The 13,713-nt window shown below is 70.7% G+C and carries 11 protein-coding genes; 10 read left to right on the top strand and 1 reads right to left on the bottom strand.

Annotation, left to right across the window (positions count from 1 at the left end):
- Position 1: 1 nt before the first annotated feature.
- Complete coding sequence (locus M8R19_RS33285) at positions 2-1,048, bottom strand: MBL fold metallo-hydrolase (protein WP_253393137.1); 1,047 nt, start codon at positions 1,046-1,048, stop codon at positions 2-4.
- Between the two features lie 1,327 nt (positions 1,049-2,375).
- On the opposite strand from M8R19_RS33285, the gene M8R19_RS32445 reads away from it, so the two are divergent.
- From M8R19_RS32445 to M8R19_RS32400, 10 genes are all read left to right on the top strand, one after another.
- Positions 2,376-3,239: a 3-hydroxybutyryl-CoA dehydrogenase gene (locus M8R19_RS32445; RefSeq protein ID WP_074980860.1), complete on the top strand. Its 864-nt coding sequence runs from the start codon at positions 2,376-2,378 to the stop codon at positions 3,237-3,239.
- Positions 3,240-3,435: 196 nt separating this feature from the next.
- Positions 3,436-4,692 carry an OprD family porin gene (locus tag M8R19_RS32440; protein ID WP_135499779.1) on the top strand — a complete coding sequence of 419 codons (1,257 nt, stop codon included), beginning with the start codon at positions 3,436-3,438 and terminating at the stop codon, positions 4,690-4,692.
- Positions 4,693-5,141: 449 nt separating this feature from the next.
- Entirely contained in the window at positions 5,142-6,731 is a 1,590-nt protein-coding gene (locus tag M8R19_RS32435) for a phage tail sheath family protein (RefSeq protein WP_249920055.1), read from the top strand.
- Positions 6,732-6,744: 13 nt separating this feature from the next.
- The gene (locus M8R19_RS32430; RefSeq protein ID WP_074980862.1) at positions 6,745-7,269 is read left to right on the top strand and encodes a phage tail protein; all 525 of its coding nucleotides are present in this window, start codon (positions 6,745-6,747) and stop codon (positions 7,267-7,269) included.
- 4 nt (positions 7,270-7,273) lie between these two features.
- On the top strand, positions 7,274-7,981 hold the full coding sequence (locus M8R19_RS32425) for a hypothetical protein (RefSeq protein ID WP_249920054.1): 708 nt from the start codon (positions 7,274-7,276) through the stop codon (positions 7,979-7,981).
- A complete protein-coding gene (locus M8R19_RS32420; RefSeq protein WP_249920053.1) occupies positions 7,978-8,694 on the top strand; it encodes a hypothetical protein in 717 nt (238 codons plus the stop codon). The genes M8R19_RS32425 and M8R19_RS32420 overlap by 4 nt, the downstream gene beginning before the upstream one ends.
- Entirely contained in the window at positions 8,691-10,001 is a 1,311-nt protein-coding gene (locus tag M8R19_RS32415) for a Pvc16 family protein (protein ID WP_249920052.1), read from the top strand. Before M8R19_RS32420 ends, M8R19_RS32415 begins: the two co-directional genes overlap by 4 nt.
- A complete protein-coding gene (locus tag M8R19_RS33280; protein ID WP_283939530.1) occupies positions 9,998-11,890 on the top strand; it encodes an ATP-binding protein in 1,893 nt (630 codons plus the stop codon). The genes M8R19_RS32415 and M8R19_RS33280 overlap by 4 nt, the downstream gene beginning before the upstream one ends.
- Entirely contained in the window at positions 11,887-12,183 is a 297-nt protein-coding gene (locus tag M8R19_RS32405; RefSeq protein ID WP_249920051.1) for a hypothetical protein, read from the top strand. Before M8R19_RS33280 ends, M8R19_RS32405 begins: the two co-directional genes overlap by 4 nt.
- Positions 12,180-13,712, top strand: coding sequence for an eCIS core domain-containing protein (locus M8R19_RS32400; RefSeq protein ID WP_249920050.1), 1,533 nt, complete (start codon positions 12,180-12,182; stop codon positions 13,710-13,712). Before M8R19_RS32405 ends, M8R19_RS32400 begins: the two co-directional genes overlap by 4 nt.
- Position 13,713: the final 1 nt, after the last annotated feature.

Raw genomic sequence — 13,713 nt, 5'->3', positions numbered from 1 at the left:
CTCAGGCCAGGCGGTACCAGGCCACGCCCTGCCCATCCTCGCTGGCCGTCACCCGGCCGCGCTGCACCAGGTAGTTGAGGTTGGCCAGGCATTCGCCGGTGGCCAGGGCCAGCAGGTCCTGGTCGATGCGTCGGGCGAAGAGCGCGCCGAACAGGTCGATGGCGCGCTTCGGGCCTTCGCCCAGTAGTTCCTGCAGGCGTTCCAGGCCCCGCTGGTGGCCGCGCTCCAGGTGCTCCAGGCGCGCGTGCAGGGGCTGGAAGGGTTCGTTGTGGGCAGGCAGCACCAGCACGTCGTCGGGCACCTCGCGGCGCACCTTGGCCAGGGACTCCAGCCACTGGCCCAGCGGGTCGGCCGCAGGCTCCGTGGGGAACACCGAGACGTTCGGCGAGATGCGCGGCAGCACCTGATCGCCGGCGACCAGCAGGCGCAGGTCGGGGCAATGGAAGCTGGCGTGCTCGGGTGAATGTCCGGAACCCACCACCACCCGCCAGTCGTGCGCACCGATGCGGATGCGCTCGCCGTCGCGCAGGCGCCGGTAGCTTTCCGGCAACGGCCAGATGAACTTGCCGAAGCCGCCGAAGCGCGCCCGGTAGTGGGCGATGGCCGCCTCGTCCCAGCCGGCGCGGCGGTAGAAGCGCACGCCCTCCGGCGGCGCCTCGCGGCCGCTGTCGGCGGCCAGCACGCGGCAGTTCATGTACTCGCCGAAGGTCATCCAGAGTTCGCAGCCGTACTCGCGGGTGAGCCAGCCGGCCAGGCCGACGTGGTCCGGGTGCATGTGGGTGACGAACAGCCGCGTCGGCCGCCGCCCGCCCAGCGCGCCGCCGGGGGCCAGCAGCGCGCGCCAGGCGTCGAGGGTGGCCTGGGTGTGCATGCCGGTGTCGAACAGTGCCCAGCCGTCGCCGTCTTCCACGGCCCACAGGTTGATGTGGTCGAGGCTCAGCGGCAGGGGCATGCGCAGCCAGTGCACGCCCGGGGCGATCTCGCGGCTGGCGCCGGGGTCCGGGGCGGGGCCGCAGGGGTAGTTCAGGGGGATGCGGTCGGGTTTCATGGGGTTGCCTGGGTTGGTGTTTTGGTCATGTGGGGTGGAGTGTATGGGGTCGTTTGTGGGCGTTGGTCCTTTGCACTCAACTTAACCCCCGTCATTCCCGCGAACGCGGGACGCGGCTCCATCGCGAACAGCGCTTGCGCTGGCCCGAAGGGGAATAACCCAGAGACGTCTTGTTTGGGTGTGACGCGCCGCTCCGAGTGTGTTGATGTCTCTCGTTTCGCCCCCTCGGGCGAGTCCCTTTTGTCAAACGCCACAAAAGGAACCAAAAAGGCTTGCCCCGCATACGGGCCCGATGAAGCCGGGCTACCCTCACGAACTCCCCCGCCACGGAGGCCCGCCCCGAGGGTACGTCCCTGTAGCCCGCGGGGCTCTCGCGACATCCATGTCGCATGACCTCCTGAGCGGGGGTTTCGCTCGGCCTTCTGAAGGGGCGTTTCGGAGTGCGCAGATGTTTCTCTGGAAGCCCCAAAAGCCAGAGCAAGAGCGAGCGTGCTTTTGCTCTTCGTAGGAGCGAGCTTGCTCGCGAACCCGCCAGTCACTGGGTTATTCCCCTTCGGGCCAGCGCAAGCGCTGTTCGCGATGGAGCCGCGTCCCGCGTTCGCGGGAATGACGAGGATAGTGAGGAGTATCAGGATGACTCAGGATTCTCCCTTCACTCAGGACAGCCCCCTCTCCCTTCAGGAAGAGGGCTGGGGAGAGGGTTGCGGACTCCGCCCCCACACCTCTGCCAACCCTGACTCCGCTCCCCCTCCCTAACCCTCCCCGCAAGCGTGAGAGGGAACCGTCTGGCGTGAAGCGCATTCACGAAGCTCCCTGCCCCCTCATCCGTCTAGTCAAACCAATCGCGGACGGAGTCCGCTCCTACGCTTCCAGGAAGCACGGGCGTAGGAGCGGACTTTGTCCGCGATTGGATTCACCGGCCCCACCGAACGCTCCGGTAGCACGGCCAGCGGCGTATAACCGCGAACGGTTATACGCCCTACGAACCTGCCAGCTGACACTGCGTTATCCACCCACACCGAACGACCCCCTCTCCCTCCGGGAGAGGGCTGGGGTGAGGGCAACGGACTCCGCACACACACCTCTGCCAACCCTGTACTCCGCTCCCCTCCCCATCCGCAACTCCCGACAATACTGCGTCAAACACTCCCCCTCCGCCCCACCCACACAGACTATCCGGCCACGAAATGGCGCATATGCCCTCGGCAAAGTCACAGCTGCCGGCCCCCAACGTCACCGGAGGCTCGCCGTCAGCCGGCGCCTGCGCTATCGTCGCCGCCGGCGCCCGCGGGCTTCCCGCTTCGATTCCAGAGAGGACTGACAAGAAATGAGCACCCAAGACTCCCCCATCCGCAAGATCGGCGTGATCGGCGCCGGCACCATGGGCAACGGCATCGCCCAGGTGTGCGCCGCCGCCGGGCTGCAGGTGGCGATGGTCGATGTCTCCGACGCCGCCGTCGAACGCGGCCTGAAGACCATCGACGGCAACCTCGAACGCCTCATCAAGAAGGACAAGCTGGCCGCCGCCGACAAGCCGGGCATCCTCGCGCGCATCCAGGGCGGCACCGACTATGCCGCGCTGAAGGACGCCGACCTGGTGATCGAGGCCGCCACCGAGAACCTCGAACTCAAGCTGCGCATCCTGCGCCAGGTCGACGAGCTGGTCGGCCCCGACTGCGTGATCGCCAGCAACACCTCGTCCATCTCCATCACCCAGCTGGCGGTGGTGGTGCGCAACCCGCAGCGCTTCATCGGCCTGCACTTCTTCAACCCGGTGCCGGTGATGGGCCTGCTGGAAGTGATCCGCGGCCTGCAGACCGCCGACGAGACCCACGCCCGCGCCATGGCCTTCGCCGGCCTGGTCGGCAAGACCGCGGTGAGCGTGAAGAACGCCCCGGGCTTCGCGGTCAACCGCATCCTGGTGCCGATGATCAACGAGGCCATCTTCGTGCTCCAGGAAGGCCTGGCCAGCGCCGCCGACATCGACGCCGGCATGCAGCTGGGCTGCAACCACCCGATCGGCCCGCTGGCCCTGGCCGACCTGATCGGCCTGGACACCCTGCTGGCGATCATGCAGGTGCTCTACGACGGCTTCGACGACTCCAAGTACCGCCCCGCCCCGCTGCTCAAGGAAATGGTCGCGGCCGGCCGCCTGGGCCGCAAGAGCGGCCAGGGCTTCTTCAGCTACTGAACCGCCCCGCGGAAGGGGCCTCGCGCCCCTTCCGCCAGGTAAACGCCACTAGATCGCCATCACGAAATCCACAGCGCCAGGCTCTAGCACGCGGCCTCCAGCCGTAGGAAATTTCCGACGAATGACAACCCGGTCACTGGTGATAGCACGAAAAACTGCTAAAACCTGAAAGTTGGAAACCAAAGGAGCTATATCCATGAGGATCATGAAACGCCACGCGCTGGCCTTCGCCGTGATGGCCGCGGGCGCCCAGCTGGCCCAGGCCAGCGCCCAGGACGAGTCGAAGGGATTCATCGAGGACGCCAGGCTCGACCTGCTGCTGCGCAACGTCTACTGGAACCGCGACTACAAGGACCACACCAACGACGCCAAGGTCTGGGGCCAGGGCTTCATCGGCACCTTCGAGTCCGGCTTCACCCAGGGCACCGTGGGCTTCGGCGTCGACGCCTACGGTCTGCTCGGCGTCAAGCTCGACAGCGGCCGCGGACGCAACTACACCGGCATCTTCAACGAGCACGACGACGGCAAGCCGGTGGACAGCCTGTCCGAGGCCGGCGGCGCGGTGAAGCTGCGCTTCTCCAACACCGTGATCAAGTACGGCAACCAGTTCCCCGACCTGCCGGTGCTCTCCCGCGACGACTCGCGCATGCTGCCGCAATCCTTCACCGGCGTGCTGCTGAGCGGCGAGGAGATCAAGGGCCTGCAGCTGAACGTCGGCAAGTTCACCGCCGACAGCCCCATGGGCAGCCCGGCGCGCGACCCCAACCACCTGGACGAGATCTACCTCTACGGCGGCAGCTACGCGGTCACCGACGACCTCAGCGTGGCGCTCTACCACAGCGACGTGCGCGACGTCTTCGCCAAGACCTACGCCAACCTCAACTACACCCTGCCGCTGGCCGCCGAGCAGGCGCTGAACTTCGATTTCAACATCTACCGCACCAAGTACGACGACGGCTCCCAGGCCGCCTTGGACTTCGGCGGCGACGGCGACAACGACCGCAACACCATCTGGAGCCTGGCGGCCAAGTACAGCGTCGGCCCGCACGCCTTCATCCTCGCCCACCAGCGCAGCAGCGGCGATGCCGGCTACGCCTACGACTACGGCGACGGCGGCGGCACCATCTACCTGGCCAACTCCTACTACGCCGACTTCAACCTCAAGGACGAACGTTCCTGGCAAGCCAGCTACGAGCTGGACTTCGGCGGCTACGGCGTGCCCGGGCTGACCTACAAGATCGCCTACGTGCGCGGCGACAACATCGACACCGGCGGCGATTCCGACGGCACCGAGCGCGAGCTGTTCAACCAGGTCAAGTACGTGATCCAGAGCGGCCCGGCCAAGGACCTGTCGTTCAAGCTGCGCAACTCCATCTACCGCGCGGACAACGACGTCGGCCCGGACCTCAACGAGGTGCGCGCCTTCATCGAGTACCCGCTGAGCATCCTCTGATGCCCGGGGCCCGCGGCGCCGGCCGCGGGCCCTGCCCTCTACCGTTCGTCGCTGCGGCGCCAGCCACGCGCCTTTGCGGCCCTGCCGGCGGCAGCCACGGCCGCTGCGCTTCCCAGCCCGACTGCCATTTTTTCGCCAGTATCCCGACCGTGCATTGGCCAGTACGGTGACACCATTGCGCCCCCCTGGCGCTGAACTATGGTGGTCAACAGACCTTCGGCCCGTCTGGGCAATCGGGTTCCCGCAGTCCCGCATCAAGGCCTGACCTCGCAGCAAGGACGCGATCCCCCATCTCCCCTTCCTGCCACGCCGGGCATCGATGCCCGTCTTCCCGATCGCGTGCTGTCCTGCAGTCCGCATCGTCCCCTGTGCACCGAGTAGTTCCATACCCGGTCCGCCGCCGTTCCGCCGAGACCGGACTTCAGAGTGATTGCTGAGGAGTTCCGCTCATGCCGTCCAACCTCACCTATCCCGGCGTCTACATCGAAGAAGTACCCAGCGGCGTGCGCAGCATCACCGGCGTCGCCACCTCCATCACCGCCTTCGTCGGCCGGGCCCTGCGCGGCCCGGTGAACCGCCCGGTGCGCGTGCAGGGCTTCGCCGAGTACAGCCGGCTGTTCGGCGGCCTGTGGCAGCCCAGCACCCTGGGCTACGCGGTCATGCAGTTCTTCCAGCACGGCGGCAGCGACGCGCTGATCGTCCGGGTGTTCAACGGCGACCTCGACGACGACACCGCCACCCTCACCCTGGCCACCGCCGGCGGCAGCCTGGTGCTCGCCGCCGCCAGCCCCGGCGCCTGGGGCAACCGCCTGCGGGCGACGGTGGACCACGCCACCCGCGACACGACCGACACCCTGCTGTTCAACCTGCTGGTGGAGGAACTGGACCGCCCCGGCGGCACCACCACGCTGGCCTCGGAAGTGTTCCGCAACGTCTCGGTGGACCCGCTGAGCCCGCGCTTCGTCGATACCCTGCTCAAGGAACAGTCGGCGCTGGTCCGCGTGCTCACCTCGGCGCCGACCACCGAAAGCCCGACCGACGCCACCGTCGCCGTGGCCAACGAGGATGGCACCGCCACCGCCGCCGGCACCCTGGGCGACGACGGCGGCGACCTCGACGACGGCGACATCACCGGCGACCAGGACCTGCGCAGCGGCATCTACGCCCTGGAAGCGGCCGACCTGTTCAACCTGCTGTGCATCCCGCCGCTGACCCGCGAGGCCGACCTCGACCCCGCCACCTGGGCCACCGCCGCCGGCTACTGCCAGGAACGCCGCGCGGTGCTGATCATCGACGCGCCGGCGGACTGGACGGCCAACCCGGGCAGCGCCATCGGCGATGCGGAAACCGGGGTCAACGCCCTGCGCGCCAGCGTCGGCAACGACGACGCCATCAACGCCGCGGCCTACTACCCGCGCCTGCGCCTGGCCGACCCGCTGGCGGAGAACCGCGCGGCCGACTTCGCCCCCTGCGGCGCGGTGGCCGGGATCATCGCCCGCACCGACGTGCAGCGCGGCGTGTGGAAGGCGCCGGCGGGCCTGGCGGCATCCTTCTCCGGCGTGCAGGCCCTGACCTACACCATGACCGACCGGCAGAACGGCGTGCTCAACCCCCTGGGCCTGAACTGCCTGCGCAGCTTCCCGGTGGCCGGCCACCTGGTGTGGGGCTCGCGCACCCTGGCCGGGGCCGACCTGCTGGCATCGGAATGGAAATACCTGCCGGTGCGGCGCCTGGCGCTGTTCCTCGAGGAAAGCCTGTTCCGCGGCACCCAGTGGGTGGTGTTCGAGCCCAACGACGAGCCGCTGTGGGCGCAGATCCGCCTCAACGTCGGCGCCTTCATGCAGGACCTGTTCCGCCAGGGCGCCTTCCAGGGCAGCAGCCCGCGCGAGGCGTACTTCGTCAAGTGCGACCGCGAGACCACCACCCAGAGCGACATCAACCGCGGCGTGGTGAACATCCACGTCGGCTTCGCCCCGCTCAAGCCCGCCGAGTTCGTGGTCATCAAGCTGCAGCAGATGGCCGGCCAGGTCGCCGTCTAGGGAGGAACCTTCCATGGCACAGTTCAGCGTCAACGCCCAGCGTTTCGATCCGTACAAGAACTTCAAATTCCGCGTGAAGTGGGACGGCCGCTACGTCGCCGGCATCAGCAAGGTGGGTGCCCTGAAGCGCAGCACCGAACTGGTCGAGCACCGCGAGGGCGGCGATCCGTCCACCTCGCGCAAGTCGCCCGGGCGCACCAAGTTCGAGGCCATCACCCTGGAGCGCGGGGTGACCCACGACACCGAGTTCGAGCGCTGGGCCAACAAGGTCTGGAACTTCGGCGCCGGCCTTGGCGCGGAAGTGTCGCTGAAGGACTTCCGCAAGGACCTGATCATCGAGGTGTACAACGAGGCCGGCCAGCTCGCCCTGGCCTACAAGGTGTTCCGCTGCTGGGTCTCGGAATACCAGGCGCTGCCGGACCTGGACGCCAACGCCAACGCGGTGGCCATCCAGACCCTCAAGCTGGAGAACGAAGGCTGGGAACGCGACTACGACGTGACCGAGCCGACCGAACCCAGCTACAACGAGCCGGCCTGAGGCCATGGCCGCGCTGAGCTGCGCGCAGCTGCTGGCGCTCTGGGAACAGGGCGCGCGGCGCCACCCGCTGGACCGCGCCCTGCTGCTGTTCGCCCAGGCCGCCCCGGAACGTGCGCCGGAAAGCCTCGCCGACGCGCCCCTGGGCGCCTGCAACGCCGCGCTGATGCGCCTGCGCCGCGAGACCTTCGGCAACCGCCTGCCGCTGTGGCTGGACTGCCCCGGCTGTGGCGAACGCCTGACCTTCGAACTGGAGCCGGCGCAGTTGCCGCCGCTGCAGGCGCCGCCGGAACAGGTCGAGGTGCAGGGCCTGCGCTTCCGCTGCCCGGCCAGCCGCGACCTGGCCGCCATCGCTGGCCTGGCCGACGCCGAACACGCCGCCAATCAACTACTGCTGGCCTGCGCGGAAGACGCCACGGCGCTGCCACGGGACGAACAGGCCCTGGGCGAACTGCGCGAAGCCCTGGAAGCCGCGCTGGAGGCGGCCGATCCCTGGGCCGACCTGGCCCTGGCCTACCGCTGCCCGGCGTGTGGCGCGGAGGGCGAGGCCAGCCTAGACGTCGCCGCCTACCTGTGGGAGGAAATCGACGGCAGCGCGCAACAGTTGCTCGACGAAATCCACCTGCTGGCCCGGGCCTATGGTTGGAGCGAAGCGCAGATCCTCGCCCTGGGCGATGCGCGCCGCGCCGCCTACCTCGCGCGGGTGGCGCCATGAGCGGGCTGCTGCGCCGCCTCGCCGCCCAGGCCGGCGGCCAGCGCGGCGTCACCCTGCACGCGCCGGCGCGCCTGCCGTTCCAGCCGGCGCCCGAGCGGCTGGAAAGCAGCGAGTCGGTGTTGCCGGCGGCATTGCCCGACGCAGCGCTACCCAGCCTCATGGAGCGGCCTGTGCCTTCGGTCGTCGCGCTCGCACCTGCCGTGCCGCCAATACAGCCACGCGCGGCCGGGCCGGAGATACCGGGTGAAATGCCACCGGCTCCAACAACTCAGGCCGAAGAGCAATCGCCCGCACAGGAGCCCACGCCACCCGCGCCACTGCTGGCCGAGCAGCCGCTGAATCTGTTCGTCCAGGTGCAGAACAACCCAGGCGTCCCCGTGCAGGAAACGGCTGCACCGCCCACGGGAAGCCACCCGGCAGTACCCCGCCACGAAGCCCCGGCAAGGGCCGATGCAACACCGCCCTCGCCCGCCACCCCGCGCCTGCCGCCGCTGCTCGCCCCCATGGCGCCAGCGACCGCGCCCCAGCCCAGGGTTGCGCCGACCCAGGCCGAGCCCACGTCACGGCAACCCGACGAGGTACACATCCATATCGGCCGCATCGAAGTCACCGCCATCCAGGAAGCCGCGCCCGCCCGCCGCGAGGCGCGCAAGGGCCCGCCGCCGCTGTCGCTGGACGACTACCTGGCGCGGCGCAACGGAGACCGGCCATGAGCAGCGCCCTGGCCATCGCCGGCGTCACCGCCGTGCTGCGCGACCGCCTCAACGACGGACTGGTCAACCACAACGTCGCCGGCACCCTGGGCACCACCGTGACCGTCAGCGTGCTGCCGCCGGACCGCGTGGTGCCGGCCGACGGCACCGAGGCCAGCCAGCTCAACCTGTTCCTCTACCAGGTCACGCCCAACGCCGCCTGGCGCAGCCAGGGCCTGCCCGGCCACAGCGCCGACGGCCGCCAGCGCCTGGGCAACCCGCCGCTGGCGCTGGACCTGCACTACCTCCTCTCCGCCTACAGCGGCGGCGACCTGCACGGCGAAATCCTCCTCGGCTACGCCATGCAACTGATGCACGAATTCCCGGTGCTCACCCGCGAGATGATCCGCACCGCGCTCACCCCCTCGCCGGACCTCGGCCTGGTCCTTCCCGCGGCGCTGCAACGCCTCGCCGAATGCGGCCTGGCCGACCAGGTGGAACAGCTGCGCATCACCCCGCAGGCGCTGAACACCGAGGAAAGCGCCAAGCTCTGGGCCGCCACCCAGTCCAGCTTCCGCCCCAGCGCCGCCTACCTGGTGTCGGTGGTGCTGATCGAGGCCGAGCGCCCCACCCGCGTGCCGCTGCCGGTGCTCAGCCGCGGCGAGGTCGACGTGGACAGCGGCCGCGAGCGCGGCGTGCTGGTCGCCCCCGGCCTGGCCCCGGCGCTGCCGACCCTGGAAGCGATACTGCCGGCCGACGCCCAGCCGGTGGCGCGCCTGGGCCATACCATCGAACTGCGCGGCCACCACCTGGACGGCGCGGCCCGCGAGGTGCGCCTGGGCAACCCGCGCTTCGAACTGGACGAGATTCTCCCGGCCAGCGGCGCCAACCTCGGCAACAGCCTCGGCCTGCTGATCCCCAGCGCGCGCGCCGCTGACTTCCCGGTCGGCGTCTACGCCGCCTGCGCGCGCCTGGTGCGCCCCGGCGAAAGCCAACCGCGGGAGAGCAACCAGTTGGCCTTCACCCTGGCCCCGGAAATCACCAACCTGCCGCAGGACCTGGCCCGCGACGGCGACGGCAGCGTGCTGCTGAACATCGCCTTCACCCCCGAGCTGCGCCCCGGCCAGCGCGCCAGCCTGCTGCTCGGCCAGCGCGAAGTGGCGCCGCAAGCCTTCGCCGCGCCCACCGCCAGCCTCGACTTCCTGATCGACAACGCCGAGGCCGGCGAACACCTGGTGCGCCTGCGCATCGACGGCATCGACAGCCCCATCGTCGACTACGCCCAGACGCCGCCGCGCTTCCTCGACCAGAGGCTGACCCTCACATGAACGCGCCCGCCGCCCCGGACTGGACCGCCGCCAACCAGCGCCTGCTGGTGGCCGAGTTCGCCCGCCTGCGCGCCCTGCTCGGCGACGGCGAGGCGGACGAGGCCCAGGCCCGGCTGGCCGACCTGCGCGCGGCGATGGAGGAGCCGGCGGCCATCGACAGCCTGGCGCGGCTGTTCGAACTGAGCGCCTTCGAGCGCGACTTGTTATTGCTCGCCGCCGGCGTGGAGATGGACGCCCGCCTGGCCCAGCTGTGCGCCCAGGCCAGCGGCCAGCCGGCGCGGCCCTGGGCCACCTTCGGCCTGGCCCTGGCGGCGCTGCCGGCGACGCACTGGAGCGCCCTGGCGCCGCCGGAGCCGCTGCGCCGCTGGCGCCTGCTGGAAGTCGACGAACACGCCGGGCTGACCGCCGGGCGCCTGCGCATCGACGAGCGCGTGCTGCACTTCCTCGGCGGCCTCAACTACCTCGACCCGCGCCTGCAACCACTGCTGCAGGCAGTGCCGGGCGCCGGACTGATGAGCCACGCCCACGCGGCCGTGGTCGCCGCGGCCATCGAGCGCCTGCAGCGCAGCCACGGCCGCCTGCCGCCGATCCTCCTGCACGGCGACGACGCCCTCGGCCAGCAGGACGTCGCCGCCGACATCGCCCGGCGCCTGGGCGTGACGCTGTACCAGCTGCGCGCCGCCGACATCCCCGCCGCGGCCCACGAACAGGCGGCCCTGGCCACCCTCTGGCAGCGCGAGGCGGCCCTGCTCGGCAGCGCCTTGCTGATCGTCGCCCGGGACGACGACAAGCCGCTGGCACCCTTCGTCGCCCGCCTGGACGGCCTGCTGCTGGTGGCCAGCCGCGCGCCCTGCGGACTGGACGGCGAAGCCTTCGCCGTCGACCGCCCGGACGTCCCCGAACAGCGCCGCCTGTGGCGCGAAGCCCTGGGCGAACGGGCCGCCGCCCTGGCCCCGACCCTCGATGCCCTGGCCGGCCAGTACCGCCTCGGCGCCCGGCGCATCGCCGGCATCGCCGCGCAGCTGGACGCCAGCGACCCGGCCCGCCTGCACGCCGCCTGCCGTGGCGACGCGCGGGCCATGAGCGAGCTGGCCCAGCCCATCGAGGCCCGCGCCCAATGGCATGACCTGGTGCTGCCCGAAGCGCAGTTGCAGACCCTCCGGCAGATCGCCGTGCACACCCGCCACCGCCTCACCGTGCACCACGACTGGGGCTTCGCCGACGGCGGCAGCCGCGGCCTGGGCACCGCCACGCTGTTCTGGGGCGACTCCGGCACCGGCAAGACCCTCGCCGCCGAGGTGCTGGCCAACGCCCTGGACCTGGCGCTGTACCGCATCGACCTGTCGGCGGTGGTCAGCAAGTACATCGGCGAGACCGAGAAGAACCTGCGCCGCGTCTTCGACAGCGCCGAGGAACTGGGCGCCATCCTGCTGTTCGACGAGGCCGACGCGCTGTTCGGCAAGCGCAGCGAGGTCAAGGACAGCCACGACCGCTACGCCAACATCGAGGTCAGCTACCTGCTGCAGCGCATGGAGGCCTACCGCGGCCTGGCCATCCTCACCACCAACCACAAGGCCGCGCTGGACGGCGCCTTCGCCCGCCGGCTGCGCTTCGTGGTGCACTTCCCCTTCCCCGACGCGGCCCAGCGCGAGGCCCTGTGGCGCGGCGTGTTCCCCGCCGCCACGCCGCTGGCGGCGCTGGACTACGCCAAGCTGGCGCGCCTGGCGGTGCCCGGCGGCAGCATCCGCAACATCGCCCTGGCCGCCGCCTTCCTCGCCGCCGAGGCCGGCGGCGCGGTGGGCATGGCGCAGCTGCTGCGGGCGGCGCACCTGGAAGCGGCGAAGCGCGACAAGGCGATCTCCGACGCGGAGACGAGGGGCTGGGTATGACGCGCATCGTGCTGCACATCGACCGCCTGCTGCTGCGCGGCATCGACCCGGCGGACGCCGACGCGCTTGCGGCGGCCTTGCGCCAGGAGGTCCAGCGCCTGCTCGGCGCCAGCGGCCTGCCGCCCTTGCAGGAGCAGCCGCGGCGCGCACGCCGTCCGGCCCCGCTGCGGCTCGCCGCCGATGCCGGCGCCCAGGGGCTCGGTCAGGCCGTGGCCGCGAGCCTGGTGCACGGGCCCCAGGGGCTCTGGCCGCAGGCGCCGCGCGGCGCGAAGGATGGGGGGCCGCAGCCATGATCGCCACCCACGGCACGCGCGAGCCCTCGCCCTCCACCGGCACTGACTGGCTGCTGCAGCGCAAGTGCGCCTGCGGCGGCGATTCCGGCCCCCAGGGCCAGTGTGAGGAATGCGAACGCGAGGAACAGGCGGCCCTGCAGCCCAAGCTGTGGATCGGCGCCCAGGACGAGCCGCTGGAGCGCGAGGCCGACCGCGTCGCCGAGCAGGTCATGGCCGCCGAGCCGCCGGCGAAGGTCACGCCCGCCAGCGGCGCGCTGGCGCGCAAGCCGGCGACCGCCGGCCCCGGCGCCGGCCAGGCGCCCGGCATCGTCCACGACGTATTGCGCGAACCGGGCCAGCCCCTGGCCGCCGAGGCCCGGGGCTTCTTCGAGCCGCGCTTCGGCCACGACTTCGCCCGGGTGCGCGTGCACGCCGATACCAAGGCCGATGCCTCGGCCCAGGCAGTCCAGGCCCGCGCCTACACCGTCGGCCACGACCTGGTGTTCGCCGCCGGCCAGTACCGCCCGCAAAGCCCCGAAGGCCGCCAGTTGCTGGCCCACGAACTGACCCACGTACTGCAGCAGGGCCCCGGCCTGCGCCGCAAGCCGGCCGACAAGCCCAAGGCCGCCGCCCCCGACCCGCTGTGCGCCAAGTTCGACTTCGACAAGGCGCGCAAGGCGGTCGAGGCCCAGGCCAAGCTGGCGGCCAAGGGCGACCTGCTCCAGCTGATCCGCGCGCTCAAGCCGATCCGCCGCTGCGCCAGCGCCGCCCAGCAGGCCGAGGTCAAGAGCGCCCTGGCCAGCGCGCTCAGCGCCGACAAGGCGGACGAAGCCTGGAAAGCCGCCGGCACCGCCTTCGGCGGCTACGTCGGCTTCTACCCGGGCTTCGCCCCGGACATCAAGACGCACCTGGGCAAGCTTGGCGCCAGCGAGTCGCTGGCCTCCGACACCTTCGAGCTGTCCGCCGAGGGCACCACCCACAAGTCGCGGGCCAAGAAGACCGCCAAAGCCGACCTGGGCGACCTGGGGCGCACCGACATCGTCTACTTCCGCGGCCACCAGTACGCCCAGTACAAGGCCCCCGGCCTGTTCGCCGACGGCGACGAGACGCGCGGCTTCGACCTGCGCTACGTCGAGAAGGCCGGCGGCTTCACCAACGTCAAGCTGATGATCAGCACCAGCTGCGCGACGCTCTGCAAGGAAGCGGTGGCGGTATTCACCAGCCTGTTCCCCAACGCCGTGATCCTCGGCTACCGCAAGTCGGCGCCGCTGCAGGGCGCGGCGGTGCGCAGCGACCTGACCAAGCGCATCAACGAACTGAACCGGCCGCTGCTGATCGACGACCCGGTCGACGTGGCGGCGATCATCGACACCTGGAAATCGGTGGTGGAATCGCGCCACAAGGGCGAGACCGGCCCGCAGCCGGGCATCCTCCAGGGCGGCACCGTGACCTACTGGGACGGCTCGGCCTGGCAGACCATCGCCGCCACCGATGCGAAGAACGCCTGCAAGGTCAAGGGAGACTTCCGTGACCAGTATCCGGCGCCCTGAG

Origin of the sequence: Pseudomonas sp. R3.Fl, assembly GCF_023516765.1 — a bacterium.
In the GTDB taxonomy this organism is placed as follows: domain Bacteria; phylum Pseudomonadota; class Gammaproteobacteria; order Pseudomonadales; family Pseudomonadaceae; genus Pseudomonas; species Pseudomonas citronellolis.
This window is presented reverse-complemented; position numbering and strand designations above follow the sequence as displayed.

Coding starts and splice junctions, on each gene's coding strand:
- M8R19_RS33285 (WP_253393137.1), bottom strand. CDS start 1,048: ATGAAACCCGACCGCATCCCCCTGAACTACCCCTGCGGCCCCGCCCCG.
- M8R19_RS32445 (WP_074980860.1), top strand. CDS start 2,376: ATGAGCACCCAAGACTCCCCCATCCGCAAGATCGGCGTGATCGGCGCC.
- M8R19_RS32440 (WP_135499779.1), top strand. CDS start 3,436: ATGAGGATCATGAAACGCCACGCGCTGGCCTTCGCCGTGATGGCCGCG.
- M8R19_RS32435 (WP_249920055.1), top strand. CDS start 5,142: ATGCCGTCCAACCTCACCTATCCCGGCGTCTACATCGAAGAAGTACCC.
- M8R19_RS32430 (WP_074980862.1), top strand. CDS start 6,745: ATGGCACAGTTCAGCGTCAACGCCCAGCGTTTCGATCCGTACAAGAAC.
- M8R19_RS32425 (WP_249920054.1), top strand. CDS start 7,274: ATGGCCGCGCTGAGCTGCGCGCAGCTGCTGGCGCTCTGGGAACAGGGC.
- M8R19_RS32420 (WP_249920053.1), top strand. CDS start 7,978: ATGAGCGGGCTGCTGCGCCGCCTCGCCGCCCAGGCCGGCGGCCAGCGC.
- M8R19_RS32415 (WP_249920052.1), top strand. CDS start 8,691: ATGAGCAGCGCCCTGGCCATCGCCGGCGTCACCGCCGTGCTGCGCGAC.
- M8R19_RS33280 (WP_283939530.1), top strand. CDS start 9,998: ATGAACGCGCCCGCCGCCCCGGACTGGACCGCCGCCAACCAGCGCCTG.
- M8R19_RS32405 (WP_249920051.1), top strand. CDS start 11,887: ATGACGCGCATCGTGCTGCACATCGACCGCCTGCTGCTGCGCGGCATC.
- M8R19_RS32400 (WP_249920050.1), top strand. CDS start 12,180: ATGATCGCCACCCACGGCACGCGCGAGCCCTCGCCCTCCACCGGCACT.